The sequence below is a fragment of the Kitasatospora sp. NPDC088548 genome (genome assembly GCF_044753005.1).
Taxonomy (GTDB): Bacteria; Actinomycetota; Actinomycetes; order Streptomycetales; family Streptomycetaceae; genus Kitasatospora.
Genome location: NZ_JBIVMI010000015.1, coordinates 32117 through 57542 on the forward strand (window position 1 = coordinate 32117; position 25426 = coordinate 57542).

General features: G+C 75.0%; 22 protein-coding genes. 6 read left to right on the forward strand and 16 right to left on the reverse strand.

Annotated features, from left to right (window positions below; genetic code table 11):
* Positions 1-206: 206 nt before the first annotated feature.
* Positions 207-1430 (reverse strand): DUF6777 domain-containing protein, encoded by a 1224-nt coding sequence (locus tag ACIP82_RS20180; protein WP_400654838.1) that lies wholly within the window; start codon positions 1428-1430, stop codon positions 207-209.
* Positions 1431-1918: 488 nt separating this feature from the next.
* Between ACIP82_RS20180 and ACIP82_RS20185 the strand changes: the two genes are divergently transcribed.
* Positions 1919-3289: a streptophobe family protein gene (locus ACIP82_RS20185; RefSeq protein ID WP_400654840.1), complete on the forward strand. Its 1371-nt coding sequence runs from the start codon at positions 1919-1921 to the stop codon at positions 3287-3289.
* Between the two features lie 22 nt (positions 3290-3311).
* Here ACIP82_RS20185 and ACIP82_RS20190 read toward each other — a convergent pair whose 3' ends face one another.
* The 3 genes from ACIP82_RS20190 to ACIP82_RS20200 form a co-directional block, all read right to left on the reverse strand.
* Positions 3312-4370, reverse strand: a complete 1059-nt coding sequence (locus ACIP82_RS20190) for a serine/threonine-protein kinase (protein ID WP_400655050.1) — start codon at positions 4368-4370, stop codon at positions 3312-3314.
* An 83-nt stretch (positions 4371-4453) separates the two neighbouring features.
* Complete coding sequence (locus ACIP82_RS20195; RefSeq protein ID WP_363610207.1) at positions 4454-4987, reverse strand: hypothetical protein; 534 nt, start codon at positions 4985-4987, stop codon at positions 4454-4456.
* Positions 4988-5054: 67 nt separating this feature from the next.
* Entirely contained in the window at positions 5055-7403 is a 2349-nt protein-coding gene (locus ACIP82_RS20200) for an FHA domain-containing protein (RefSeq protein ID WP_400654843.1), read from the reverse strand.
* Between the two features lie 193 nt (positions 7404-7596).
* Between ACIP82_RS20200 and ACIP82_RS20205 the strand changes: the two genes are divergently transcribed.
* Entirely contained in the window at positions 7597-8946 is a 1350-nt protein-coding gene (locus ACIP82_RS20205; protein ID WP_400654846.1) for an acyltransferase, read from the forward strand.
* 70 nt (positions 8947-9016) lie between these two features.
* Here the strand turns inward: ACIP82_RS20205 and ACIP82_RS20210 are convergent, their stop codons facing one another.
* The 12 genes from ACIP82_RS20210 to ACIP82_RS20265 form a co-directional block, all read right to left on the reverse strand.
* Positions 9017-9808 carry a DUF3050 domain-containing protein gene (locus ACIP82_RS20210; RefSeq protein ID WP_363610201.1) on the reverse strand — a complete coding sequence of 264 codons (792 nt, stop codon included), beginning with the start codon at positions 9806-9808 and terminating at the stop codon, positions 9017-9019.
* 46 nt (positions 9809-9854) lie between these two features.
* The gene (locus ACIP82_RS20215) at positions 9855-10817 is read right to left on the reverse strand and encodes a transketolase C-terminal domain-containing protein (RefSeq protein ID WP_363610199.1); all 963 of its coding nucleotides are present in this window, start codon (positions 10815-10817) and stop codon (positions 9855-9857) included.
* Positions 10814-11794 (reverse strand): thiamine pyrophosphate-dependent dehydrogenase E1 component subunit alpha, encoded by a 981-nt coding sequence (locus tag ACIP82_RS20220; protein ID WP_400654849.1) that lies wholly within the window; start codon positions 11792-11794, stop codon positions 10814-10816. Before ACIP82_RS20220 ends, ACIP82_RS20215 begins: the two co-directional genes overlap by 4 nt.
* The gene (locus ACIP82_RS20225) at positions 11791-12708 is read right to left on the reverse strand and encodes a phytanoyl-CoA dioxygenase family protein (protein WP_400654851.1); all 918 of its coding nucleotides are present in this window, start codon (positions 12706-12708) and stop codon (positions 11791-11793) included. Before ACIP82_RS20225 ends, ACIP82_RS20220 begins: the two co-directional genes overlap by 4 nt.
* 59 nt (positions 12709-12767) lie before the next feature.
* Positions 12768-13841, reverse strand: coding sequence for a 4-hydroxyphenylpyruvate dioxygenase (hppD, locus tag ACIP82_RS20230; protein WP_400654853.1), 1074 nt, complete (start codon positions 13839-13841; stop codon positions 12768-12770).
* A gap of 41 nt (positions 13842-13882) precedes the next feature.
* On the reverse strand, positions 13883-15148 hold the full coding sequence (locus tag ACIP82_RS20235) for a beta-ketoacyl-[acyl-carrier-protein] synthase family protein (protein WP_400654855.1): 1266 nt from the start codon (positions 15146-15148) through the stop codon (positions 13883-13885).
* Positions 15145-16764, reverse strand: coding sequence for a class I adenylate-forming enzyme family protein (locus ACIP82_RS20240; protein ID WP_400654857.1), 1620 nt, complete (start codon positions 16762-16764; stop codon positions 15145-15147). The genes ACIP82_RS20235 and ACIP82_RS20240 overlap by 4 nt, the downstream gene beginning before the upstream one ends.
* Positions 16765-16915: 151 nt before the next feature.
* The gene (locus tag ACIP82_RS20245) at positions 16916-17428 is read right to left on the reverse strand and encodes a beta-ketoacyl synthase N-terminal-like domain-containing protein (RefSeq protein WP_363610187.1); all 513 of its coding nucleotides are present in this window, start codon (positions 17426-17428) and stop codon (positions 16916-16918) included.
* A complete protein-coding gene (locus ACIP82_RS20250; RefSeq protein WP_400654859.1) occupies positions 17425-18549 on the reverse strand; it encodes a beta-ketoacyl synthase N-terminal-like domain-containing protein in 1125 nt (374 codons plus the stop codon). Before ACIP82_RS20250 ends, ACIP82_RS20245 begins: the two co-directional genes overlap by 4 nt.
* Complete coding sequence (locus tag ACIP82_RS20255; protein WP_363610183.1) at positions 18546-18806, reverse strand: acyl carrier protein; 261 nt, start codon at positions 18804-18806, stop codon at positions 18546-18548. Before ACIP82_RS20255 ends, ACIP82_RS20250 begins: the two co-directional genes overlap by 4 nt.
* Positions 18803-19096, reverse strand: coding sequence for an acyl carrier protein (locus ACIP82_RS20260; RefSeq protein WP_400654863.1), 294 nt, complete (start codon positions 19094-19096; stop codon positions 18803-18805). The genes ACIP82_RS20255 and ACIP82_RS20260 overlap by 4 nt, the downstream gene beginning before the upstream one ends.
* A gap of 69 nt (positions 19097-19165) precedes the next feature.
* Positions 19166-20608: a class I adenylate-forming enzyme family protein gene (locus ACIP82_RS20265; protein ID WP_400654865.1), complete on the reverse strand. Its 1443-nt coding sequence runs from the start codon at positions 20606-20608 to the stop codon at positions 19166-19168.
* A gap of 170 nt (positions 20609-20778) precedes the next feature.
* On the opposite strand from ACIP82_RS20265, the gene ACIP82_RS20270 reads away from it, so the two are divergent.
* The 4 genes from ACIP82_RS20270 (at position 20779) to ACIP82_RS20285 (ending at position 25352) form a co-directional block, all read left to right on the forward strand.
* A complete protein-coding gene (locus ACIP82_RS20270; RefSeq protein ID WP_400654867.1) occupies positions 20779-21873 on the forward strand; it encodes an alpha-hydroxy acid oxidase in 1095 nt (364 codons plus the stop codon).
* Between the two features lie 162 nt (positions 21874-22035).
* Complete coding sequence (locus tag ACIP82_RS20275; protein WP_400654869.1) at positions 22036-22809, forward strand: class I SAM-dependent methyltransferase; 774 nt, start codon at positions 22036-22038, stop codon at positions 22807-22809.
* A 303-nt stretch (positions 22810-23112) separates the two neighbouring features.
* On the forward strand, positions 23113-24051 hold the full coding sequence (locus ACIP82_RS20280; protein ID WP_363610173.1) for an alpha/beta hydrolase: 939 nt from the start codon (positions 23113-23115) through the stop codon (positions 24049-24051).
* The gene (locus ACIP82_RS20285; protein ID WP_400654871.1) at positions 24048-25352 is read left to right on the forward strand and encodes a PLP-dependent aminotransferase family protein; all 1305 of its coding nucleotides are present in this window, start codon (positions 24048-24050) and stop codon (positions 25350-25352) included. Before ACIP82_RS20280 ends, ACIP82_RS20285 begins: the two co-directional genes overlap by 4 nt.
* Positions 25353-25426: the final 74 nt, after the last annotated feature.

Here is a 25426-nt window from a genome sequence, read left to right on the forward strand (position 1 = left end):
GACCGGCGGCTGGTGGGCGACGGGGCGACGGGGGTGCCCAGGGTGCGGACGGGCCGGTCGGGGCCGGTCTGCGGCGGAGGTCTCCGCCGGTGGACTGTGCACGCTCGTCGTCCCCTCGTCGCCGGTTGGTTGGAATCTGAAACTCACCCTAGCCTGGCGAGTTTGATAATCCAACTTAAATGGTGGCGTGGGGACGGTTCGACCGGTCAGCTCGGTGAACGGCCCGGGGCGGCGGTGCCGGTCGGGGGCAGGACCGTGGTCGGGCCGGTCGCCGGATTCGTCGCGGTCGTCGCGGTGGACGGCGCGCCGGTCGCGGAGGACGGGCCGGACGGCCTCGGTGCCGACGGAGGCCCGGACGACCCAGGGGTGGACGACGGCCCGGACGATTCGGGCGCCGACGAGGTGGACGACGTGGGCGAGGACCCGCCCGAGGAGGTGCCCGGCGCCGAGGACGGCCCGGACGGCTTACCGGACGAGCTCGACGCCGAGGCCGAGCCGGACGAAGGCCCGGAGGAGGAGGTTGCTTCAGAGGTCGAAGCCGACGACGAGCCGGACGACGAGCCCGAGTAAGAGCCGGACGACGCGCCCGGGGACGAGGCAGAGGTCGAAGCCGAGGTGGCCCCGGAGACGGACGCCGAGGGCGACGACGGCTTCATCGGCGCGGCCGGCGGAATGCCCACCGCCAGCGGCCCGCTGGGCCCCGGAACGGGCCGGTCGATCACCTCGACCCGCCCGGTGGCCCGGGCGAAGAAGGTGCCCGTGTCGACGTTCACCAGCACGATCTCCGTCACCGGCTGGGGCGCCGGCACCACGACGACCAGTGTGGTCGGCCGGAAGCCAGGCCAGGCCTTGCCGGTGTACTCGGCGTCGCTCACCAGCACCGGGGGCTTGAGCGGGTTGCCGCAGGCGCACCGCACCCGCGGCACGCCCTGGGCGTCCACCAGGACGGCGGTGCCGGCCTGCAGCACGGACTGGTAGCCGGTCACGGCGCCGCTCTTGTAACCGTGGTTGGTCACCCGGGTGTCCACCCGCAGGTAGGCCGAGGTCAGCGAGCGCAGATAGCCCGGGATGGCGGACTGGCTGATGCCCTGCGCGGAGGCCCAGGCGCGGCCGACGTCCCCGGAGGACGTCATGGTGATCAGGCGCTCCACGTCGCAGCTCGGCTTGGACATCGACCCCGCGTAGAGCCCGGGGGACGTCCCCTCCACGCTGTGGATGCCCGCCGCCGGTGCGGCGGTGGTCCGGGTCCCGCTGGGCCGATCGGTCGGCTGGGCCGGCGGGGACGCGGGTGCCGGGGCCGTCACGCCGGCCGTTTCCACCGACTGGGTGAACGGGGCCTGACCCGGATCGGAGGGCTGCTGGAGCGCGACCTCGTTGGCGGTCGGGACGGCATCGTTGTGCTGGTTGCTGACGATCAGCACCGTGGCCACCGCCGCCAGCACCACTGCGCCGGCGACCAGCGTCAGCTTCCGCCCCGAGCGCCACCAGGGCGTCCGGGGCCCGCGGGAAGCACCGCCAGGCCCGCCAGGCCCACCCGGCGCCCCCGGTCCTGGAGGGCCCGAGGGGCCGGACGGGGGAGCGGTCGGCGGGCCCGCGCCGCCGTCGGACGGTGGCCCGGACGCCGGGGGCCCGGACGGCGGGCCGGAGGGAGGGCTGGGCGGCGGGCCCGGCGACGGCCCCGGCGGCGGGCCTGCTGGGGGGCCGGGCGGGGGTGGTTGGGCACTCATCGAGGCTCCGTTTCGCAGGCGGCCGGCGAACACGGCCGGCACAGGAAGCTCCTGCCACTGGCTTCCATTTCTGCCCGGCTTCCCAACCCCCGCAACAGCGGGTCTCCGAGGGTGTGCAGCGCGCGGCGGCCGCTCCTGGGTGAATCTGGAGTCAGACGCGAGGGGGGCACCCGAGTCCACCAGGAGCCCGCATGCACCAGGAGCCGCACCCCGTGCCGCCCGGCCCGCCCGGCGCCCTGCGGGGCTGGCTGGACGCCTTGGCCGTGGTGGTCGCCGGACTCGCCGCGATGGCGGCGGTGGCCGCGCTCGGTCTCTGGCTGGCGGGCGCCAACGGCCTTCCGGACGGTGGATTCCCCTCCGTGCTGGCCGGCACGCTGGCCCTCGCGGTCGGCGGTTCCGTCCAACTGGACGGCGGCGCGGGCTTCTTCGCCAAGGTCGATGCCGGGATCACCGCCATGCCGCTCTCCGTCGGCCTGGTCGGCGCGCTGGTGATGGCCGAGGTGTTCCTGCGCCAGCTGCGCTTCCGGGCGGTCGCCGGGGGAGGGGAACTGCTCGGCCGGGTGGCCCGTACGGCGGTGCTCTGGGTGGTGGCGCTGGTGCTGCTCACCCTCGGTGCCCGGCACACCTTCGTGGTCCCGTTGGGCGGCGGCCTCGCCGATGTTCTCGGCGGCGCCCTGGGCCTGACCCCCGAGGTCGGCTTCCACGCGGACCCGCCGAGCACCGTCGGTCTCGGGCTGCTCTGGCTGCTGGTGGTGCTGGCGGCGGCCTTCGCGGTGTCCCGCCGGGCGCCGCTGCCACGCGGCCTGGTGCCGTTCCAGCAGGCGGTCCGGCCGGCCGCGTTCGCGATGCTGCTGGTCCTGCTGGCGTATGTGGTGATCGGGGTGGTGGCCGGCGCCGTGACGGCCGTCGTGCACGGCAACGCGCGCGAGACCATGGCCGTCGTCCTGCTGGCGCTGCCCAACCTGGTCTGGCTCGCCTTCGGGGTCGGGCTCGGCGCCGAGTGGCACGGGCACCTCGTCGGCGCGGTCGGCCTGCCGGTGCCGAACGCGCTGGCCGAGGTGCTGCGGGCGCCGAACGGACAGGACGCCACCGTCGGCCTCGGCACGCTCGCCGACCACGACGCCCGCGCCTGGTGGCTGCTGCCGCTGGCCGCCGTCCTGCTGCTGGCGGCGGGCTTCCTCGCGGCCTACCGCTCGCCGCGCGGCGTCCGGCTCTGGCAGCACGCGGTACGGCTCGGCGTGGCGGCGGCCGTCACCGTGCTGCTGGTCGGCGTCTGGTCGCGGGTCTCGGCCGACTACGGCCTCTCGGTGCTGGGCGTGGGCGTCGGCGAGGGCGGCCTCGGCGACCTGCTCGGCGCCGTTCTCGGCGGCGGCAATCCCCTGGCCGGGCTGGGCGGCGGCACCCTGGCGCTGCGCCCCGACCTCTGGGTGGCGGTGCCGCTGGCGGCCGGCTGGGGGCTGGTCACCGGCTGGCTGGGGGGCCTGCTGGCGGCTCATGTGGGTAGGCGCGGTGAGGTCGAGACGGGGCAGCCGGCGGTGAACGGCCCGGTCCCGCCGGGATAGCGGCCCGGACAAGCGGACCGGGCTAGGGTCCGGGCCACCGTCGCGGCGGGTGGACCACCGGTGAGGCCCAGGCCGGGGGCTCCGGCACGGCGGGCGAACGGGGGCCGGGCGAACGGGGGACGGGCGAGCGGGGCGCGGGCGAGTGAGGAGCGGGTGAGTGAGGGGCGGCGGCCGCGTCGTGCGGCGGTACGACCCGGGTCGGCGGGCCGGTCGACCGCCACTGGCCGGTCGGTGCGGGCCCGGCGGCCACCGCACCGGCCGCGCGGAGTTCGGCGACGAACCGCAGACAGCTGGTGTACCGCTCCTCGGGGGCCTTGGCGAGCGCCCGGGCCAGTACGGCGTCGACGGCGGTGGGCAGGTCGGGGCGGTGTTCGCGCAGGGTGGGCGGCGGGTCGTTGAGGTGGGCCCAGAGCAGGGCGACATCGCTCTCCCGGCGGAACGGCGGCGCCCCGGCCAGCATCTCGAACACCACGCAGCCCAGGCTGTACTGGTCGCACCGGCCGTCCAGCGGCCGTCCGGTGATCTGTTCGGGCGCCGCGTAGTCCAGGGTGCCGACGATCTGGCCGACGCCGGTCAGCCCGCTGAGCGAGAGCGACTTCTTGGTGAGGCCGAAGTCGGCCAGGTAGAGGTGTACGGGGTGTTCGCTGTCCGTGCCGGCGGCGACCAGCACGTTGCCGGGCTTGACGTCCCGGTGGACCAGGTCGTGGTCGTGCGCGGCGTCCAGGGCGGAGGCGATCTGCAGGGCCAGCCGGGCCGCTCGCCTGACCGTGAACGGCTCGCTCCGGTCGATCAGGGCCCGCAGGTCGCCGCCCTCGACGTAGCGCATCGCGATGAACAGGATGCCGTCGGTCTCGCCCGCCTCGAACACCGGGATGATGTGCGGGTGGTCGATCGCGGCGGCGGCCTCGGACTCGTGGATGAACCGCTGCCGGAACACCTCGTTGCGGGCCAGTTCGGGTGCCAGCAGCTTCACCGCGACCGTCCGGCCGAGCCGCAGGTCCTTCGCCCGGTAGACGACCGCCATGCCGCCCCGCCCGATCTCCGACTCCAGCCGGTAGCCCGCCACCCGCCGGCCGACCATGCCCGACGGCAGGTCCAGCGCCGCGTCGTCGCCGTCGGGCTGTTCCGGCGGGAGGTCCTCGTCGCGGGGCCGCTCCGGCGGGGTCACGGTTCACCGGTCCGGGTGCGCTGGTACGAGCCGGGCACCGGCCCGGCGGGCCGGTCGGTGGCGGCGTACGTCTGGAGCTGGAGCCCGTCGCAGTAGCACCAGCGGTCGCGCGCCGGGTCGAACAGCCAGAGCTCCTCGCCGTCGATGACCAGCCCGATCCGCAGACCCCGGGCGCGCTCCCGGAAGACCTCCAGGTCCGCGTCCCCGGCGGCGAGCTCCTCCAGCAGGCCCCGGTAGCGGGCCAGCGCGCCCTCGGCCTCGGCGAGCGCCGGGCGCGGGTCGGCGGTCCGGGCGGGCGGCCCGGTGGCGGCGGGCGGTGTGTTCGGGAGACTGACCAGCAGCCGGCCGTCCACCCAGGCGGACCAGCCGTTGGAGCACAGCACGTGCGCCCAGTAGCCCTGGCGGCCGACCAGCCGCACCGGCAGCAGCGGATCCAGCCGGACCGACGGCTGTGCCGGGTCCGGGGCCGCCCAGGTGGCCATCCCGTCCGGCGGGGCGACGTGGGTGGGGCGGAACGCGAACTCGTCCATGGGTGGCGGTTTCCTCGGCTCCTGGCTCGGCGGTTCCCCCGGCTGCCCTCGCGGGCTCCGGGGCGGTCTACCCGCGCATGATCGCGGGCTCCTGCCGGCGCAACAGGGCGAGCACGGCCACGCCCAGGACCACCGAGAGCGCGACCAGCATGCCCATGGAGAGCAGCCAGCCGGCGCCGTCGTGGCGGAACATCGGGTCGGCGGTGATGGCGGTCGGCAGGATCGTGTGCAGGTCGATGGTCCTGGCCATCGCGGCCAGGCCCCAGCGGGAGGGCACCAGCCAGGCGAACTGTTCCAGGCCTGGCACCCCGTGCAGCTTCAGCATGGCGCCACTGAACACGATCTGCACCACCGAGAGGAGCACCAGCAGCGGCATGGTGGCCTCCTCCTTGCGGACGGCGGCCGAGACCAGCAGGCCGAGCATCATGGCGCAGAAGGAGAGCATCGCGACGGCCAGGATCAGCTCGGGCAGCGGCGGCATCAGCACCCCGTCCGGTACGGCCGTGGTGAGCGTGACCCCGGCCAGGCCGACGACGGTCAGGACGGCCGCCTGGACGACGGTGACGGTGCCGAGCACCACCACCTTGGAGACCAGGTACGCGGATCTGGACAGCCCGACCACCCGTTCCCGCTGGTAGATCGGCCGCTCCTTGACCAGCTCGCGCACCGCGTTGGCCGAGCCGGTGAGCAGGCCGCCGATGCAGAGCGTGAGCAGGCAGTTGAGGGCGTTGTCCGAGGTCAGCCGGGTACCCGCCATGGCCCGGCACATCACGCCGATGAGGAACGGCAGCGCGGTCATCACGGTCAGGAAGAGCCGGTCGGCGGCGAGCACGGCGGTGTAGCGGCGGACGAGCGTGCCGAGCTGGGAGAACCAGCCCTGCGGCTGCTCCGGACCGGCCGCCGCCCCCTCCGCCGGGGTCCGGGGCCCGGGGTGGACGGCGGGCAGCGCCTCGGCGGTCACGTACCGCTCGTACTGCGGGGATTCGCGGAAGCGGCGCTGCCAGGCCTCGTGGTCCTCGCTCTCGAACGCCTCGAACGCCTCGGGCCACTCGGTGAAGCCGAAGAACGGCAGCGCCTCGCCGGGCGGGCCGTAGTACGCGGTGCGGCCGCCGGGGGCGAGCACCAGCAGCCGGTCGCAGACGTCCAGGCTGAGCACGCTGTGGGTGACCACGACCACCGTGCGGCCGTCGTCGGCGAGGCCGCGCAGCATCTGCATCACTGAACGCTCCATGCCCGGGTCGAGGCCGGAGGTGGGTTCGTCGAGAAAGAGCAGCGACGGTCTGGTCAGCAGCTCCAGGGCGACGCTGACGCGTTTGCGCTGGCCGCCGGAGAGCCGCGAGACGACCAGGTCGGCCCGGCGGTCCAGACCGAGTTCGTGGATCACCTCGTCGACCCTGGCCTCCCGCTCGCGCTTGTCGGTGTCGCCGGGGAAGCGCAGTTCGGCCGCGTAGGAGAGGGCACGGCGGACGGTGAGCTGGGTGTGCAGGATGTCGTCCTGGGGCACCAGGCCGATCCGGCGGCGCAGTTCCGCGTAGTCCCGGTACAGGTCGCGCCCGTCGTAGAGGACGGTGCCCTCGTCGGCCGGGCGCAGCCCGGTCAGGGCGTTGAGCAGGGTGGACTTGCCCGCGCCGCTGGGGCCGGCCACCGCGAGCAGCGCCTTCTCGGCGAGCGGGAAGCTCACGTCGTCCAGCAGCACCCGCCGTTCGGCGCCGACCCGGACGACCAGGCCCTGGATGTTGAGCGAGATCTCGCCGGTGTCGGTGTACTCGACGAGTTCGTCGCCGGCCAGGCAGAGCACCGAGTGCCCGACACCGATGATGTCGGCCGGGCCGACGGGGGAGCGCTCGACCGCCCGGCCGTTGACGTAGGTGCCGTTGTGGCTGGTCAGGTCGACGATCTCGTGACCGCCGTCGGGCCGGGCGCGCAGCTCCGCGTGGTGGCGGGAGACCACCAGGTCGTCCAGGACGAGGTCGTTGTCGTCCGCCCGGCCGATCTGCACCGTCCGGTCGGGCAGCCGCAGTACGGCGCTCGGCCGCCGGAAGACACCGGACGCCGCCGGGGCGACCAGGGACGGCCGGTCGCCCGGCTTCGGCGCGGGCAGGCCCGTGAGAGTGGCGGACGGGCCGTCCGCCTGGCTGCCGAACCGCAGCCGGGTGCCCGGGCCGACGTCCTCCTGCCGGACCCGGCGGCCGTCGGCGAAGGTGCCGTTGGTGCTGCCGACGTCCTCCAGCAGCCAGTGCCCGTCGGCCGCCCGCAGCACGGCGTGGTGCCAGGAGACCCGGGGGTCGTCGAGGACGATCTCGCTGGTCGGGTCGCGGCCGACGTGGTACGCCCGGCCGGGGTCGATCAGCTGCGAGTCCCTGTCGGTGACGAGAACCATCGGCGGCGCGGTGGGCACGCCTGCGCCCTCTCCCATAGCTCGGATTCTATCGCCGCCGGGCCGCCGGGGCCGGTCCGGTTCCCCGCCGGCGCCAATGAATTGGACTGGACCACTGGATCAGTGACCGGCCACTGCCCTATCGTTCGGGGTGCCGCCCCGCCGTATCGGAGTGCGGCCCTGCCGTTCGGGGTGACGTGCACGACTCCCCGCGAACCCTCCGGGATGGAACATGAGCGTCTGGCCCCAGTTGCGCGATTCCCGGACCGTCAGGGCCGGCCGGGCCCCGGGAACGGTACTGCGCTGCGGGCTGATGGACACCATGCTGGCCGACCTCTCGGTCTCGGTGGTCCTCTTCTTCGAGCAGACCCTGGACGAGGACCGGCTCGCCGCCGGGCTGGCGCGGGCCCTCGACCGGGTGCCGGTGTTCGCCGGCCGGCTCCGCACGGACGGGGAGGAGCTGACCGCCGTCTGCGACGACTCCGGTGTGCCGATGGACAGTTACCAGGTGGACGGCACGCTCGCGGAGGCGATGGGCCGGGTCACCTCGGTCGGCGCGCAGCTCGTCGACCCGGTGGACGCCCCGGCCGCGCGGGCGGGCGGTCTGCCGCTGCTCACCGTCCGGATCACCCGGCCCTCGGGCGGCGGCACGGTGCTGGGCTGCTCCTGGCACCACGCGATCGGGGACCTGCAGAGCTTCATGCTGCTGCTGCGCGCCTGGTCCGCCGCGGTGGAGGGGGAGGAGCTGCCGGAGGCCGAACTGGTCGAGGACCAGGACGCGTTGCTGGAGAAGGTGCTGCCCGCCGAGGACTGTGGCCGGCCCGGCTTCCGGCTGCCCGGGCCGGAGGAGGCCGCCCAGCTGGCCCGCGAGGTGGCGAGCGGGCCACGGGCCAACCGGACCGTCCAGCTGTACTTCGGTGACGCCGAAATCGCCCGGATGCGCGAGGACTTCACCGCGAAGGCCGGGCGCCGGCTCTCCTCGGGCGATGTCCTCTGTGCCCATGTCACCAGCGTCCTGCGGGAGTTGGACGACGACCGGGAACAGCGCTGGCTGACCGTGCCGGTCGACGCGCGCCGCTGGCTGGGCCTGCCACCCGCCCTGGTGGGCAACCTGCTCAGCGAGGTCCACCTGCCGCAGACCCCGCAGGACGGGCCCGCGGCGCTCGCGGGCGCACTCCGGGCGGCGCTGGACGACTTCGCCACCGGGCACCTCAACCTGCGCGCCAACCTCGGCTTCCTGGAGGCGATCGGCCGGGCCCGGCTGCGCGACTGCATGCCGCTCGGCTTCGACCCGCAGCGGCGGCGCTTCAGCTTCTCCAACTGGAGCCGCTTCGGCGCGTACGAGCTGCGGTTCCAGGGCCAGCGGCCGGTGTTCTTCAGCCCGGCCGCCAACTACCCGCTGCCGTGGGTCTCCTGGACGGTCGAGGGCTTCCACGGCACCGGTTTCCTCACCACGGTGGTGCTGCCGGCGCGGCTCGCCGCCCGGCTGCGCGGCGCCGAGGGGCGGGCGGCGCTGCACCGCTTCCGCGACCCGGCGGACGTGCTGCCGCCGCTGGCCGCCACCGTTCCCAAGGTGCTCTGAGGGAGCGGTACCTGGCAGACGGGAAGGGGGGCGGCCGGCCGGCCGCCCCCCTCCCGTCCGTGCCCCGGGATCAGGCCGGGAACGCCTCCTCGATCGCCGTCCACAGCCGGACCCGGGCCCGCAGCGCGGTGCGCACGGTCTCGGCGCAGGCCTCCCACTTGGCGGTGTCGTCGCCGCAGAGGTCGATCAGCATCTGCATCGCCATCGGGGTGTGCTGCTCGCCGTCCACCTCGATGTGCCGGGCCAGGTAGTCCTTGAAGACGGTCAGCCCGCCGTCCGGGTCCTCGATCTTGATGACCTGCGCGAACATGTCCGGGATGAGGTCCTCGCGGCCGAAGGCGAAGGCCGCCGCGCGGCAGTGCACCGGCGCGTTCTCGATGATCTCCCAGGTGGTCGCGGTGAAGTCGACGGCGGCCTGCGGCACCCCGGCGGTCTTCAGCGCCTCGGGCACCGCGGTGCCCGAGCGGAGCAGCTCCAGGAAGGCCTCGACCGGCTTCGGGTCGGCGCCGGCCTGCCGCATGCCCTCGACGTACAGCTCGAAGTGGCTGGTGAAGCCCTCGCCGAGTTCGTCGCTCTCCTCCACCAGCACGATGTCGTTGATCAGCCGACGGCTCGCGGTCGGCCCGTTCGGAACCCACGGCACGTCGACGCAGGTCAGCTCGCGCTGCAGGCTCTTCAGCAGCGACATGAAGTCCCAGACGGCGAAGACGTGCCGGTCCAGGAAGGTGCGGACGCGCTCGACGCTGTTCAGCCCGCCGTAGACGGTGTGCCCGACGACCTCGCGGCGCAGCGGGTCGATGGCCTGCTGGAGGCCGGTCAGGCCGGGGTGCGAACGGTCCCAGTGGTAGCGGTTGGTGGACATGGAGACTCCTTGGGGCGGGGTGGTGGTAAGGGCCGTGCCGGGGTGGCTACTTCATGACGGCGTACAGGGCGTGGCGCAGCTGCTCCCGGCCCGGCTGGAGGGCGCGGTCGAGTGCGGGGGCGAAGGGCAGGACGGTTCCGTCGGGGCGGGTGATCCGCCGGGGCGGGGCGATCAGGCGCATCTCCTCGGCGGCGGTGGCCAGTACCTCGGCGCCGATGCCGCAGCTCCGGTTGGAGTCGTCGACGACCACCAGCCGGCCGGTGCGTTCCAGGGAGGCGGCGAGCGCCGGCCAGTCGAAGGGGTGGAGGGTGCGCGGGTCGAGGACCTCGACGGAGATGTCGTCGGCGACCTCCTGCGCGACCGCCAGCGCGTCGTGCACCAGGTGGCCGACGGCGACCACGGTGACGTCCGTCCCGGTGCGGTGCACCCGGGCCGAGCCGAGCGGGACGGGGGCCAGCTCCCAGGTGACGTTCTCCCGGACGGGCAGCGCCGCGGCGGGCGCGAACACCACGACCGGGTCCGGGTCCTGGACGGCCGAGCGCAGCAGGCCGTAGGCGTCGGTGGGGGTGGCGGGCACCACGGTCTTCACCCCGGCGTGCGCGAACAGGCTGTACGGGTGGTCGGAGTGCTGGCCGGCCCAGCCGTCCCGGGAGCCGGAACCGGGCACCAGGCAGGTCAGCGGGACGCTCGCCTGGCCGCCGCTCATCAGCGAGAACTTGTGGGCCTGGTTGACGAGCTGCTCGAAGACCAGAAAGAGCAGCGAGGGGATCTGGAACTCCAGCACCGGCCGCCGCCCGGCGAGTGCCGCGCCGACCGCCATGGCGGTGAAGGCCTGTTCGGACAGCGGGGTGTCCACCACCCGGTCCGGCCCGAAGCGGTCCAGCAGGCCGAGCGTCGGCCCGGCCAGCCCGGCGCCGATGTCCTCGCCGAACAGGCAGACCGAGGGATCGGCGGCCAGTTCGTCGGCGAGTGCCCGGTTGAGCGCCTTGGTGTAGGAGAGCCGGCTCATGCCACCGCCCCCGCCCGCGGCCTGGTCCCGTCGGCGTACAGGTGGTCCAACGCGCCCGCGGGGTCGGGATGTTCGGAGGCGAGGGCGAACCGCTCGGCCTCGGCCAGCTCGGCCGCCACCTCGGCGTCCAGTGCTTCGCCGCGGGCCGCGCCGATGGCCTCGGCCGCCCGGAGCAGCGGGTCGCGGGCCCGCCAGCCGGCCACCTCCTCCGGGGTGCGGTAGCGCAGCTTCATCCGGCGCTCCATGGTGTGGTGGCCCTCGAATCGGTAGGTGCGGCACTCCAGGAAGGCGGGGCCGCCGCCGGCCCGGGCCCGCCCGACGGCCTCCTCGGCGGCCGACCGGACGGCCTCGGTGTCCATGCCGTCGACCTCGGCGGCCGGGATGCCGAAGGCGGCGGCCCGGCCGAGGGCGCTGCCCGCCACCGCGGTGGCGGCGGGCAGCGTGGTGGCGTAGCCGTTGTTCTCGCAGACGAAGACGACCGGCAGCCGCCACATCGCGGCCAGGTTGAGCGACTCCAGCAGGACGCCCTGGTTGAGCGCGCCGTCCCCGAAGAACGCGACCGCGACCCGGTCCTCGCCGGCCTGCCGGGCGGCCCAGGCGGCGCCGACGGCGATCGGCGCGCCCGCGCCGACGATGCCGTTGGCGCCCAGGATGCCCAGCGAGAGGTCGGCGGCGTGCATCGAGCCGCCCCGGCCCTGGTTCAACCCGTCGACCCGGCCCGCGAGTTCGGCGAGCAGCCGGCGCGGGTCGGCACCCCGGGCGAGGACGTGGCCGTGACCGCGGTGGGTGCTGGTGAGCCGGTCGCCGTCGCCCAGCGCGGAGCAGACGCCGACCGCGACCGCCTCCTGCCCGATGTACGGGTGGATGCCGCCGGTGATCACCCCGGACCTGACCAGGGTGAGCGCCAGTTCCTCGAAGTCGCGGATCAGCCGCAGCATCCGGTACCGCCGCTCCGGCGTGTCGAGCGGTGTCGTCACCCGGTCTCTCCCCGCCAGACGGTGGGGCAGATGTCCGGGTCGGCGTAGTCGGGCCGGCCGTCGGCGGTGCGCCGGACCACCACGTCGTGGTTGTAGACCACCGGGCTGCCGTCCGCCTTCTCGTGCCGGCGGTACTCGTTGGCGCCGTCCTGGAGGTGCAGCGAGACCGCCCGGCGCGGCGCGGTGGAGAGGTTGGCGCCGCTGCCGTGGTAGGTGCGGCAGTGGTGGAAGCTGACGTGCCCGCGCGGGATCACCATCGGGACCTTGCGCACCTGCTGCCCGTTGTGGGCGGCGTTGGCGGCCAGGATGTCCTCCAGCTCGGCGCGGGAGCGCTGGGCGAAGTGGCGGGTGGAGTCCTCGCCGGAGTCCAGCTCGCGCCAGCGGTGGCTGCCGTCGACCATGGTGATGGTGCCGTTCTCCTCCCCGCAGTCGTGGAACGGGAGGAAGGCGGTCAGCATCCGGTCGGAGGTCGAGGTCTGCCAGTAGTGCCTGTCGAAGTGCCAGGGCACCTGGTTGCTGGGCTCCCCGGGCACCGGCGGCTTGTAGATCAGGGTGGCCTGGAAGACCCGGATCTCCTCGGCCTCGGCGAGCAGCGCGGCGACGGCGCCGAGCAGCGGCTTGCGCAGGATCGAGCCGATGGCGTCGCTCTCGTAGTGCACGTAGTCGTTGTGCCGCTGGATCGGCCCGTGGGCGGGCTCCCAGGAGGCGAGGTTGGGCGGGCGGACCGCCAGGGTGCGGTCGCGGTGGCCCTCGTAGTACTTCTCGGTGGCGGCCTGGAGGGTGTCCAGCTCCTCGTCGCTGAACAGCCGGCGGGAGAGGTACCAGCCGTGTTCGAGGTAGCCGGCCACCTCCTCGGGGGTGGGCAGCATGGCGCGTTCGGCGTCGGTGAGCCGGAACTCGGTTGCGGTGGTCATGGGGTGGGCCTCCTCGGGGAGAGGGCGAGGGTGGGTTTCGGCGGGGCGGGGTGGTCCGGTCAGGCGGCGGCGGTGGACTTCTGCCGCTCGACGGCCTCGTACAGGGCCTTGATGTTGGCGGTGCCGAAGGTGCCCGCGCCCTGGCGCTCGATCAGCTCCAGGAAGTGCGTCCGCCGCGGGTGCGTCGAGCGGACGAAGATCTGGAACAGCTGTCCGCCGTGGTCCTGGTCCACCAGGACGTCGAGCTCGCGCAGGGTCTCGATCGGGATGGCGGTCGAGCCGAGGCGCTCGGCCAGGGCGTCGTAGTAGGCGCCCGGGGTGGTGAGGAACTCCACGCCGCGGCCGCGGGCGGTCCGGACGGCGGTGGCGATGTCGGCGGTGCGGAAGGCCAGGTGCTGGACGCCGGCGCCCTCGTTGGCGTCCAGGAACTCGTCGATCTGGCCGGGCCGGCGGGTGGTGTCGGGTTCGAGCAGGGTGAAGGTGACGTCGCCGGAGACGCTCTGCACCACGCTGGAGTCCATGGCCTGCTCGCCGACCTCGATGTACTCGCCGAAGATCCGGTGCAGGCCCAGCGCGGCCTCGCAGAACTGTACGGCGGGGCCGAGTTCGCCGGCCGGGACGCAGATCGCGACATGGTCGAGCGCGTCCAGCAGGTCCTTCGGGCCGCCCTCGCCGCCCTCGTCGGCGGCTCCGGCGGGGGTCGCGGTGGTGCTCGTGGCGGTCGTGGCGGTGAACCGCAGGGCCACGTCGCCGAAGCCGGCGACCAGCCCGCCGGCCCGGTCGAGCACCCGGGCGCCGTGCCGCTCCGCCCGCTCCAGCGCGGCCTGCGGGTCGGTGCAGCCGAGCGCGAGCACGGCGACGCCGTCCCCGTGCCGGGCCGCGAACCGGGCCACCGGGTGGTCGGGGTCGGCGGCCGAGGCGAGGGACAGCCGGATGCCGCCCTGGCGCAGCCACACGACCCGCAGCCCGGGTTCCGGCTGCCCGGTGGGTTCGTCGGGCCCGGACGCCCCGGGCGTGGAGGTTTCGGGCGTGAACTCCTCGGCCGTGAAACCGAAGTCGGCGCAGAGGCCGGCGGCGGTCTTGTCGGCGTCCGCGCAGTGGTACTCGACATGGGTGATGGTCTGGATGGACAACGGTTCTCCCCGGACGTACGGAAAAGACGGTGGGCGGAGCGCTACTTGGTGGCCCGGGTGGACGCCGGGCCGAAGATCAGGCTGAGGTTGTGGCCGCCGAAGGCGAAGGCGTTGCTCAGCGCGGGGCGCGGCGGTGCGGACCGGGCCGCGCCCCGGACGTGGTCGAGATCGCAGGCGGGGTCGGGGTCGGTGAGGTTCACCGTGGGCGGCAGCGTCCCCCGGGCCACCGCCAGCGCGGTGACCACGGCCTCCAGGGCTCCGGCGGCACCCAGCAGATGGCCGGTCGCGCCCTTGGTGGAGCTGACGGCGGGCCCGTCCCCGCCGAAGACGGAGCGCAGCGCGGCCGTCTCGGCGACGTCGCCCAGTTTGGTGCCGGTGCCGTGCGCGTTGACGTAGCCGATGTCGGCGGGGGACAGGCCCGCGTTGGCGAGTGCGGAGCGCATCGCGTCGGCGGCGCCCGCGCCGTCCGGGCGCGGCATGGTCGGGTGGTGGGCGTCGGTGGAGGCGCCCCAGCCGGTCAGGTCGGCGTAGCCGGCCGCCCCGCGCGCGTCCGCGTGCTCGGCGCGTTCCAGGACCAGCACGGTGCTGCCCTCGCCGAGCACGAAGCCGTTGCGGCGGGCGTCGAACGGCCGGCTCGCCTGCTCCGGGTCGTCCCAACCACTCGACAGCGCACGGGCGTTGGTGAAAGCGGCGGCGATGGTCGGGTGCAGTGAGGACTCGCTGCCGCCACACACCACCACGTCCGCGTCCCCGGCCCGGATCAGCCGAAGCCCCTCGGCGACGGCCTGGGCGCCGGCCGCGCAGGCCGTCACGATCGCCGAACTGTAGCCCCGGATACCGTGCTTGATGGCGATCCGGGCGGTGGCCATGTTGGAGAGCATGCCGGGCAGCAGGTACGGGCTGACGCCGGGCCGGCCGCGTTCCAGCCGCCGGTGCGACTGCTGCTCGAAGGTCTCCAGCCCGCCGCCGCCGGTGGCGAGGACGACGGCGGTGCGGTGCGGGTCGGCGTCCCGGCCGACCACCAGGCCGGCGTCGGCGAGCGCGTCGTCGGCGGCGGCGAGGGCGAGCAGCACGAAGCGGTCCACGCAGCGGGTCTCGGTCGGTGGCAGCACCTCGCGGCCGTCCACGGCGGGGGCGAGCCCGGCGGCGGTCAGCCAGCCGTGCGCGGCGTGGCCCTCGGGCAGGGCCCGGATGCCGGAGCGGCCGGCGGTCAGCGCGTCGAACACCTCGGCGGGCTTGCGGCCCAGCGGGGTGACCAGGCCGATGCCGGTGATGACGGCGGCGGGGCGCCCGCCGGCCGGGCTCATCGGGCGCCCGCCGAGTCCAGGTAGCGCTGCCGGAGCAGCACCTTGCGGACCTTGCCGGTCGGGCCGAGCGGGATGTCGTCGCCCGCCACGACCAGGACCTGCCGGACGGTCGCGGCGGTGGCCTCGTCGAGGGCGGCGGTGACCTCCTTCGTCCGGTCGGTCCGCGGGTCGGCGTCGGCCGCCAGGATCAGCAGCACGTCGGTGACGACCCGGTCGCCGTCCCGGACGGCGACCACCGTGCAGTCCGCCACGTCCGGGCAGCGGGCCAGTACCCGCTCCTCCGACATCGCGGTGAACAGCCGCTTGCCGCCGCCGAGTTCGATCGAGTCCACGGCGCGGTCGACGTGGTAGTAGTAGCCCTCCTCGTCCCGGTACATCAGGTCGCCGGTGAGGAAGCGGCCGCGGAGCCGGGTGCGGAAGGTGGTGGCCGAGTCGTTCCAGTAGCCGAGCGCCAGGGTGGGGGAGGTGGTGGCCAGTTCGCCGACCTCGCCGGGGCCGAGCGGCTCGCCGTCCGGGCCGACCACCTCGCAGTCCACGAAGGCGTGCGGGCGGCCGACGCACCGGCCGTAGCGCTCGGTGCCGGGGCCGTGGGTGATGAAGAAGTGGGAGTGGCCCATCTCGGTGGAGCCGAGGCCGTCCACGAACAGCGATCCGGGGGCGCGCACCCGGCCCTGGCGGGTGACGGTCTCCCGGCTGCCCGCGGCGATCAGCCGGCGGATGTGCACCTCGTGCGCGCAGTCGCCGGTGTTCCACCAGAGCGCGACGGAGTCCAGGTGCCGCTCGCTGAGGTCGTGGTGGGCGAGCTCGGCCCAGGTGGCGGCGAAGCCGATCACCCCGGTCGGCCGGCGGCGCTCGATCGCGTCCAGCACTCCGGTGCCGGACTGCTTCGACAGCAGGGCGAGTTCGGTGTGCGAGCTGAGCGCCAGGTTGACCGCGATCAGGGTGGCGGCGTGCGGCGCGGGCAGCGCGCTGAGCATCCGCTCCTGGCCCTGCGGGCGGGGCATCCGCAGCCGGTGGCGGATCGCCGCGTACAGGCTCGCGTGCGAGTGCACCACGGCCTTGGGCATGCCGGTGGTGCCGGACGAGTGGGTGATCGCCACCGGGTCGCCGGACCAGTGGCGGTAGGGCGCCGGGGCGGCGTCCGGGTCGCCCGCGCCGAGCGTGCCGATCTCGGGAAGCACGGGGGTGCCGGTGTCGTGGCCGGCGAGGGCGGCGAGGTGCGGGCCGTCGGCGAGGACGCCGGCCGCGCCGAGCCGGCCGATGTAGCGGGCGGCCCGCTCGCCGTCCACGTTGGGGTTGAGCAGCGCGGGGATGGCACCGAGCCGGGTGAGGGCGAGGAAGGCCAGGACGTGGTCGGCGGCGTCGGTCGCGTACACCACCACCGGGTCGCGGCGGGTGATGCCGAGGGAGTGCAGGGCCGCGGCCCGGGCCCGGACGGCGCGGTCGAGTTCCCGCAGGGTGAAGGGGTGCCAGGCGGCGTGGCCGTCCACCGGGGTGTCGAAGGCCAGCAGCGGCTCGTCCAGGCCGAGGCCGAGCGCCATGCGGCTGGTCAGTACGTTGCCGGCGCCGACGTCCGGGTCGTCCGCCAGAAGGGTGCGGATACTGCGGATGCTCACGGTGGTGGATCCTCCGATGGTGCTGGGTGTGCTGCGGCGGCGCGCGGCGGGTGGGGCCGTCCGCCCGATGGCGGTGGGTGGGCGCGGTGGGGCGCGCTCCGTGCGGGGTGCTCGAAGGGCGCGGAGGTGTCCGGCCGGGGCGGCCGGGGGGTCAGCCGGCGGCGACCAGCAGGGCCACGGCCCGGTCGGGGCGGCCGTCGTCGTCCGCCTGCTCGGCGGCGATGACGAGGACCTGGTCGGCGTCGCCGTCCGCGAGCAGCAGCGCCGCCAGGTCGAGCGCGTCCTGCGGGACGTGCCCGGGTACGGCCTCGGCGGGGCTGATCGCCACGACGGGGCCGGTCAGGCCCCAGCGGGCGGCGATGTGCCCGAGTACGGCGTTGGGGTTGGACTGGAAGAACAGCAGGGGCGGCACCCGCTGCCCGGAGGCGGCGGCGGTGTCGATGGCCCGCGCGGTGGCCCGGTCGCCGCCGCTGCTGGCGAGCAGCAGGGCGGTGCGGCCGGGGGCCGGTGCGTCGGCGCCGTGGTGGGCACGGAGACAGCGCTCGGCGGCCTCGGCCACCAGCGGGCTGAACGAGGAGGCGGAGAAGCCGGGCAGCGGGGGGAGTCCGCCGGGCAGCTCCGGGTCGGGCCAGCGGCCCTCGGCGAGGATGCGGGGTCCGTTCATCCGGCGGCCACCAGAAGTGCGGTGTTGGCGCCGCCGAAGGCGGAGTTGAGGCTGAGCGCGTAGCGGGGGCGAGCGGCGCGCGGGCCGTCCAGGACCAGGTCGAGGCCGACGTCCGGGTCCGGGTCCGGGCCGAGCCAGCCGGCGTTCACCGGCAGCAGGCCGTCGCGCAACGCCGCTATGGTGACGGCGAGTTCGAGCAGTGCGGAGGCCTCCAGGGCGTGGCCGTGGACGGACTTGCTGGAGCTCGTCGGCAGCCGGTCGGCATGCGCCCCGAAGACCCGCCGCAGCGCGCGCGCCTCGGCCAGGTCGGCGAGCGGCGAGCCGGTGCCGTTGGCGTTGACGTAGCCGACCTCCGTCGGGTCGGCGCCCGCCCGGGCGAGTGCCGCCTCGACGGCCCGCGCCGCCCCGTCGCCGTTCGGTTCGGGGCGGCAGACGTGGTGGGCGTCGCCGGCCCGGCCCCAGCCGGCCAGCCGGGCGAGCACGGGCGCGCCGCGCCGCTCGGCGGCGGGCCCGGCCTCGACGACCACGGCGGCGGCCGCGTCGCCGAGCAGGGTGCCGGTCCGTCCGGCGCTGAACGGGCGCAGCTCGCCGTCGCGGGCCAGCGCCCGGCCGGCGTCGAAGGCTCCGAAGACGCCCGGCTCCACCAGGTGCCCGGCCGCCACCAGGACCCGGGTGTGCCGGCCGGCGGCGACCAGTGCGGCGGCGTCGGCCACCGCCGTCCCGGCCGCGACGCAGGCGCCGGTGTAGACCCGGGTGACGCCCCGGACCCCGAGGGCCGCTCCGGCCCCCGCGGTGACGGCCGCGGTGACCTCCCTGGTCCGCAGATCGCTGTGCAGGGCCAGCAGGACGGGCATCTTTGCGCCGTCCGCGGCGGTCAGGCGGGCCTGCCGGCAGGCCTGGGCCGTGACGTCGAGCACGGCGTCGGCGAGCGCCACCGGTTCGGCGAGCAGCGCGGCCCGGGTGGTCCGGCGCCGGGACACGTCGAACCGGGTGACCGGGCCGAACGCGGCCTTGCCGTGGGCGGTCGCCTCGGCGAGCGCGTCGAGCCCGCGGCCGACGGCGCTGAGCACGCCGAGCCCGGTGACCACGGGCCGGACGGCGGGCGGGGCGTGGCCGGTCATGGCTGCGCGGCTCCGGCGGGCGCGGCGGCGAGGACGGCCTCGCGCAGCAGCTCGGTGGCGGCGTCGACCGTGCGGACGGCCTCGAACCGCTCGTCGTCGAGATCCAGCTCGATGCCGTAGCGCTGCTCGAACTCGGCTATCAGCCACGTCAGTTCGAGCGATCCGAGCTCTTCGGGAACGGTGTCGGCGGTGCGCTGCCCGAACGCCGCCAGCATGCCGAGGACCTCGGCCCGGCCGGGGAGTGCGGTGCCGGTCACGCCGGGCTGCCCGCGGTGGCGGTGGTGGTGGCGGCGGCGGTGGTGGCGTTGATCCGCGCGGCGATGTCGGCGGTGAACTGGTCGAGCGTCATCAGCGCGGTGGACTCCATCTCGTCGAGGTCGAACTTGACCCCGAACTCGTCCTCGACCTGCACCGACAGGTCGGCCAGGGCGAGCGACTCGAGGTCGAGTCCGGCCGGGCCGAGGTCGGTGTCGCCGGTCACCTCGGAGACGTCGTACTGCATTTCGGTCAGTGCGGCGAGGACGAACTCGCGGATGCGGTCCTGCATGGTGTGCTCCTTGTGCTCGCGCGCGTGCGGCGCGCGCGGTGTCGGGGAAGGTCGGGTACGGGCCGGGTCTCAGGTCGGGACCGCGGCGGTGGCCGCGTCGCGCAGGGCGGCGGGGTCGCGCAGCAGTTTCCCGGTGGCGGTACGGGGGAGGAGGGGCAGGAAGGCGAGGCGGCGCGGCCGCTTGTAGGCGGCGAGCCGCCCGGCGAGTCCGTCCTGGACGAGGGCGGGGTCGGCGCCCTCCTCGACGGCGAGGTAGGCCTCCACGGCCCCCGCGTCGAAGACCACGACGGCCTCGCGGACCCCGGGCAGGGCGGCGAGCGTCTGCTCGACCTCGGTGAGGTCCACCTTCAGGCCGCCGATCGAGACCTGGGAGTCCCGGCGGCCGAGGACGGTGACCCGCCCGGTGGCCCGGTCCAGCACGGCGGCGTCCCGGGTGTGCAGCCAGCCGTCCGACCAGCGGGTCGGATCGTCCAGCCCCGGATACGGCGAGGCGGCCGTCCGGATCTGCAACTCTCCTTCCACCATCCGTAGTTCCATCCCGGCGACCGGCTCCTTCGCCGGGTGCAGACCGGCCGTCAGATCGGTCGCGATGACGCCGAGTTCGGTCATCCCGTACATGGTGCCCAGCGGCACGCCGTAGCGGGCGGTGAAGAGGTCCGGCAGTCCCGGGCGGACGAGTTCGCCCGCCACGATCATCCGGCGCAGCTGCGGCAGCGGCGGGGGTGCGGCCGTGCCGGACAGCAGTTCGGCGTGGAAGGGTACGCCGATCACCGTGGTGGGCCGGTCGTCGGCGGCGACGGTGGCGAGGATGCCCGCGGCCGTCATCCGTTCCGGCACGGTCAGCGGGGCGCGGGCGTGCAGGCTGTTGAGCAGCCCGCCGACCAGTCCGAGAACGTGCACCACCGAGGAGAGCAGCACCACCCGCTCGCCCTCGCCGGGAAAGTCCACCAGCTGCTGGTAGCAGCCGAGTTCGCGGATCAGATCGCTGGCGGTGCGGGCGATCACCTTGGCCGGGCCGGTGGACCCGGAGCTGAGCTGGACCAGGGCGTGCCCGGTCCCGGCGGGCCGGCCGTTCGACAGTCGGACGGCCAGCGGCTCGACCTCGGAGAAGCCGCGCAGCGACCCCGAGGGCCGGTGTGCCGACCCTACCAGCACCTGTGGGGCCAGCCGTTCGACCGCCAGGTCGATCTCATGGTCCGTCAGGCGGTGGTCCAGCAGGATCACTTGGGCGCGCAGCCGCCAACTGGCCAGCAGCACGGCGACGAAGGCGGTGGAGGGCGGCAGCCGCAGGGCCACCGTCCCGCCGGGGCCCAGGCCGGCGGCGGAGAGCCGCTCGGCCTGTCCCTCGACCAGGGCGCGCAGGGCGTCGCGGTCGAGGGGTGTGCCGAAACGAAGGCACTCCTCGCCCCCGGGGCCGGCCAGCAGGAACCGTTCCGCCCAGTGTTCCGGGGCGTCGGTGTGCGGGGGCGAGAAGGGCGGAGGTGAAGAGAGGGAAATGCCGGTCAACGCCACTCCACGCAGTGAGGAGATTTGACATGGACGCCGTTCAAACCAATACGGCCAATTCCGTTGCCAGACGATTGCACAGACGATTGGTCAAATCAAGGTCTATACCAATGTGGTCTGGACCTCCTACGCTCCCGTTCCGGGACAGGTCCGAGCGCGGCCGTCCGGGAACGAGGATGCCCGTGGGACCACTCACGCTGGCCGGGATCGAGCGCGCTGCGCGCGCCGAACTTCCCCCAGAAATTTGGGACTTCATCGAAGGTGGAAGCGGTGCGGAACGCACCATGGCGGCGAACCCGGAAATGTTCGGCCGGTACGCACTGCGGCCCCGTACGCTCGTCGACGTCTCGGTCTGCTCGCTCGCGCAGACCCTGCTCGGAAGCCTGCTCGAACTGCCGGTCGGAATTGCCCCGATGGCCTACCACCGACTGGTCGATCCGGAGGGGGAGACCGCCACCGCCCGCGCGGCCGGCCGGGCCGGGGCGCTGCTCGTCGCCGGGATCTTCGCCAGCCGCACCCTGGAGGAGATCGCCGCCGCGGCCACCGGCCCGCTCTGGCTCCAGCTGTACTGGCTGCGCCGCCGCGACGCCCTCGCCGCGCTGATCGAACGCGCCGAGGCGGCCGGCTTCGGCGCCCTGATGCTCACCGTGGACGCCCCCCGGATCGGCCACCGGCTGCGCGACCTGCGCAACGGCTTCGCCGTCCCGCCGCAGATCCGCGCGGTCAACCTGGACCCGGCCCTGATGGCCGCCAGCCACCGTGCCGACGCCGGCTCCTCGGGCATCGCCGACCACGCCCGGGAGCAGTTCGACCCCACTCTGACCTGGGACGATCTGGCCTGGATACGTGAGCGCAGCCGACTGCCGCTGGTCCTCAAGGGCATCCTGACCGCCGAGGACGCCAGGCTCGCCGCCGAGCACGGCGTCGACGCGGTCGTGGTCTCCAACCACGGCGGCCGCCAGCTGGACGGCGCCCTGCCCGGCCTCGCCGCCCTCCCCGAGGTCGTGGAGGCCCTTCCGCCGGACTTCCCGGTCCTGCTCGACGGTGGTGTGCGCAGCGGCACCGACATCGCCGTCGCGCTCGCCCTCGGAGCCCGCGCCGTCCTGGTCGGCCGCCCGGTCCTGTGGGGGCTCGCCACCGGGGGAGAGGCCGGGGTGGCCCGTGTCCTCACCCTGCTGAGGGACGAACTGGAGCACACCATGGCCCTGTTGGGGCGCCCCCGGCTCGCGGAGCTGAACCGGACCGCCCTCGCCCCCTGGCCCGTGTCGTAGGGCCCGGCCCGTCAGGACCTGCCCGGCCTGTGCCCAGCAGCCCGGCCCGCACCCCGAACCGGCCCCGGCCCGCACCCCGAACCGGCCCCGGCCCCGCGCCGGGGCCGCGCCCGTCCGCCCCGCCGGACCAGGGCCCCGCACCCGCACAGAAAGACCGACGCCATGAAGAAGCAGGACGCCTTCCCCGGCTGGGACTGGGACGACCCCGACGGCCTCGCCGCCCGCCTAGACGGCTTCAGCGCCGGGGTCGCCACCTGTCAGAAGCTCGAACCGGCCCCCACCGGCCTTCCGCGCGATCACGAGGGATTCCGCGAACTCGGACTCACCGGAATCGAGTTCGCCGCCTTCCGGACCGCCCACCCGGCCGGCCTCGGGACCGACCTCACCGCCCTGCGGGCCCCCGGCACCACGACCGAACCCGGCACCCTCTACCGCGTCGACGGAGACCGCTGGTTCACCCAGCTCGACATCGCCGAACCGCTGCCCTTCGCCGACGCCAGCGTGGACTGGGTCTACGCCGAGCACCTGATCGAGCACGTCACCATGCCGGTCGCGGTCGGCTGGCTGCGCGAGGCCCGACGGGTGCTCCGCCCCGGCGGCGTCCTGCGGATCACCACCCCCGACCTGGCCCGCTACCTGGCCGGCTACACCACCGACGCCGGCTTCCTCGCCAAGCACCGCCGACGGCTCACCACCATGGGCTTCGGCCCGCCGATGCCGCAGCGCCCGGCCTTCCTGGTCAACCAGATCTTCCGCTACTACGGCCACCAGTGGATCTACGACCTGGACGAACTGCGGCACGTGCTCACCCTGGCCGGCTTCGAGCCCGGGCAGATCCGGCACTGCGCCTACCGGGAGGGTGTCCGCGCCGACGTCGCCGACCTCGACACCGCGTTCCGCACGGACGAGACCGTCTACGTCGAGGCCGACCGCTGAGAGCCGGGCCCCCGCTCGTCCGGCGGGCTCCGAACCCCTGCCCGGGCGGCCGTCCGCAGGTTGCCCGACAGGCCACGACCCGCTGCCCGTAAGGCCGTTCGACGTTCGTCGGCGGACACCGGCCACTGCCCGCCGGGCCGTCCCCCGGATGCCCGCCGGGCGGTGACCCGCCGCCCGCGAGGTCGTTCGCCGATCGTCCGCCGGGGCCCGACCTCCCGCCCTTCAGGCCGACCGCCGGGGCCCGGTGCGCAAGCCCGGCCCCGGCGCAGGCCGTTCGACCCCCCAGCCCGATGGGATGACCACATGCCACTGCACCCCCAGGCCGAGGCGCTGCGCGACCGCCGCGCGAGCGCCGGCACGCCCCCGCTCTACACCCTCACCCCGGCCGAGGCCCGAGCCGCCGACCTCGCCGACATCCGGGCCGCCGCCGGCACCCCCGAACCGGTCGCCGCCGTCGAGGAGCACCGCGTCCCCGGCCCCGACGGCGGCCGGCTCGCCCTCCGGCTCTACCGCCCCGAGCCCACCGGCCGCAGGCTGCCCGCCCTCCTCTATCTCTTCGGCGGCGGCTGGACCCTGGGCTCGCCCGACACCAGCGACGCGATCTGCCGCCGCCTCACCAACGCCGTCGGCTGCGTCACCGCCTCGGTCGGCTACCGCCTCGCCCCCGAACACCCCTTCCCGGCCGCCGTCCACGACTGCCGTGCCGCCGCCCGCTGGCTCGCCGACCACGCCGCCGACCTCGGCATCGACCCCGAACGCCTCGCCGTCGGCGGCGACAGCGCGGGCGGCAACCTCGCCGCCGCCCTCACCCTGCTCGCCCGCGACGAGGGCGGCCCGGCCCTCCGCCACCAACTGCTCGTCTACCCGAACACCGACCACCGCGCCGACACCGCCTCGCTGCGCGAGCACGACGACCCGCTGCTCTTCAACCGCCGCTCGGTCGCCTGGTACTGGGGCCACTACCTCGCCGACGCCGCCGACGGCGACCACCCGCACGCCTCCCCGCTGCGCGCCCCGAGCCTGGCCGGCCTGCCGCCCGCCACCGTGATCACCGCCGAGTACGACCCGCTGCGCGACGAGGGCGAGCAGTACGCCGAGGCCCTGCGCGCGGCCGGCGTCCCGGTCGAGGCCCGCCGGTACGAGGGCGTGCCGCACGGATTCTTCGCCATGACCGGCGTCCTGGACGCCGCCGGCGAGGCCCAGCGGTACGCCGCCGAGCGGCTGCGCGGGGCCCTGCGGTGAGCGCCGCGCCGCCGCTGGCACTCGGCGAGCTCCACGCCTCCCTCTCGGACCCGCTGCTGGACGCGATGACCTTCCTCAACGAGGTCACCACCCGCTACCCCGGGGCGGTCTCCTTCGCCCCCGGCCGCCCCTACGAGGGCTTCTTCGAACCCGAGGACGTCCACACCTATCTGGACACCTACCTCGCCCACCTGGCCGACCGCGGCCTCGACCGGGACGCCGTCCGCACCGCCCTGTTCCAGTACGGGCCCACCAAGGGCATCGTCGCCGACCTGGTCGCCCGCACCCTGGCCAACGACGAGGGCCTCACGGTGGCCCCCGAGGCCCTGGTGCTCACCGTCGGCGCGCAGGAGGGCATGCTGCTGACCCTGCGCGCGCTCTGCGCCACCCCGGACGACGTGCTGCTGGTCAGCTCGCCCTGCTACGTCGGCGTCACCGGCGCCGCCCGGCTGCTGGACCTCACCACCGTCCCGGTGCCCGAGGGCCCGGACGGCGGGCCCGACCCGCAGGCCGTCCGGGCCGCCGCGGCCGCCGTCCGGGCCGGGGGGCGGCGGCCCCGCGCGCTCTACGTCGTCCCCGACTTCGCCAACCCCTCGGGCACCAGCATGCCTGTCCCGGCCCGGGCCCGGCTGCTGGACGCGGCCGCCGACGAGGGGCTGCTGGTGATCGAGGATAACCCGTACGGCTTCTTCGCCCGTGACCCCGGCGAGCGGCCCACCCTGAAGGCGCTCGACCACCGCCGCCAGGTGGTCTATCTCGGCTCCTTCGCCAAGACCTGCTTCCCCGGCGCCCGGCTCGGCTATGTGGTCGCCGACCAGGAGGTGGCCGGGCCCGGCGGGCGCCGCTCGCTGCTCGCCGACGAACTCGCCAAGCTGAAGAGCATGACGACCGTCAACACCCCGGCGCTGAGCCAGGCCGTCATCGGCGGCATGCTGCTGCACCACGACTGCCGGCTGCGCGCCGCCAACGCCCGCGCGACGGCCTACTACGCGGCCAACATGACGGCGCTGCTGGGGGAGTTGGAACGGCGGTTCCCCGAACCGGAGCGCCGGCGCCTGGGGTTGGCGTGGAACCGTCCGGAGGGCGGCTTCTTCGCGGTGCTGACCGTGCCGTTCACCGCCGACGACGCGGCCATGGAGCGGTGCGCCCGCGACCACGGGGTGCTCTGGACGCCGATGGCGCCGTTCTACCCGGGGGGCGGGGGCGAGCGGCGGCTCAGGCTCTCCATCAGCTCACTGACGACGGAGCAGATCGCGGACGGCGTCGAGAGCCTGGCGCGCTTCGTCCGCGCCCAGGTGTGACCGCCGGGAACACCTGACGGCCGGGAGCGCCTGACCGGGCGTTTCGCCCTGGAACGCGCCGGGCGACATCGGTC

Bases quoted from the DNA above. Each gene is read 5' to 3' on its own strand.
- ACIP82_RS20195 (WP_363610207.1), bottom strand. From the start codon at position 4,987: ATGGACGAGTTCGCGTTCCGCCCCACCCACGTCGCCCCGCCGGACGGG.
- ACIP82_RS20275 (WP_400654869.1), top strand. From the start codon at position 22,036: ATGAAGAAGCAGGACGCCTTCCCCGGCTGGGACTGGGACGACCCCGAC.
- ACIP82_RS20215 (WP_363610199.1), bottom strand. From the start codon at position 10,817: ATGAGCCGGCTCTCCTACACCAAGGCGCTCAACCGGGCACTCGCCGAC.
- ACIP82_RS20185 (WP_400654840.1), top strand. From the start codon at position 1,919: ATGCACCAGGAGCCGCACCCCGTGCCGCCCGGCCCGCCCGGCGCCCTG.
- ACIP82_RS20235 (WP_400654855.1), bottom strand. From the start codon at position 15,148: ATGAGCCCGGCCGGCGGGCGCCCCGCCGCCGTCATCACCGGCATCGGC.
- ACIP82_RS20205 (WP_400654846.1), top strand. From the start codon at position 7,597: ATGAGCGTCTGGCCCCAGTTGCGCGATTCCCGGACCGTCAGGGCCGGC.
- ACIP82_RS20190 (WP_400655050.1), bottom strand. From the start codon at position 4,370: ATGGTCGGCCGGCGGGTGGCGGGCTACCGGCTGGAGTCGGAGATCGGG.
- ACIP82_RS20250 (WP_400654859.1), bottom strand. From the start codon at position 18,549: ATGACCGGCCACGCCCCGCCCGCCGTCCGGCCCGTGGTCACCGGGCTC.
- ACIP82_RS20200 (WP_400654843.1), bottom strand. From the start codon at position 7,403: ATGGGAGAGGGCGCAGGCGTGCCCACCGCGCCGCCGATGGTTCTCGTC.
- ACIP82_RS20260 (WP_400654863.1), bottom strand. From the start codon at position 19,096: ATGCAGGACCGCATCCGCGAGTTCGTCCTCGCCGCACTGACCGAAATG.
- ACIP82_RS20245 (WP_363610187.1), bottom strand. From the start codon at position 17,428: ATGAACGGACCCCGCATCCTCGCCGAGGGCCGCTGGCCCGACCCGGAG.
- ACIP82_RS20225 (WP_400654851.1), bottom strand. From the start codon at position 12,708: ATGACCACCGCAACCGAGTTCCGGCTCACCGACGCCGAACGCGCCATG.
- ACIP82_RS20210 (WP_363610201.1), bottom strand. From the start codon at position 9,808: ATGTCCACCAACCGCTACCACTGGGACCGTTCGCACCCCGGCCTGACC.
- ACIP82_RS20280 (WP_363610173.1), top strand. From the start codon at position 23,113: ATGCCACTGCACCCCCAGGCCGAGGCGCTGCGCGACCGCCGCGCGAGC.
- ACIP82_RS20270 (WP_400654867.1), top strand. From the start codon at position 20,779: ATGCCCGTGGGACCACTCACGCTGGCCGGGATCGAGCGCGCTGCGCGC.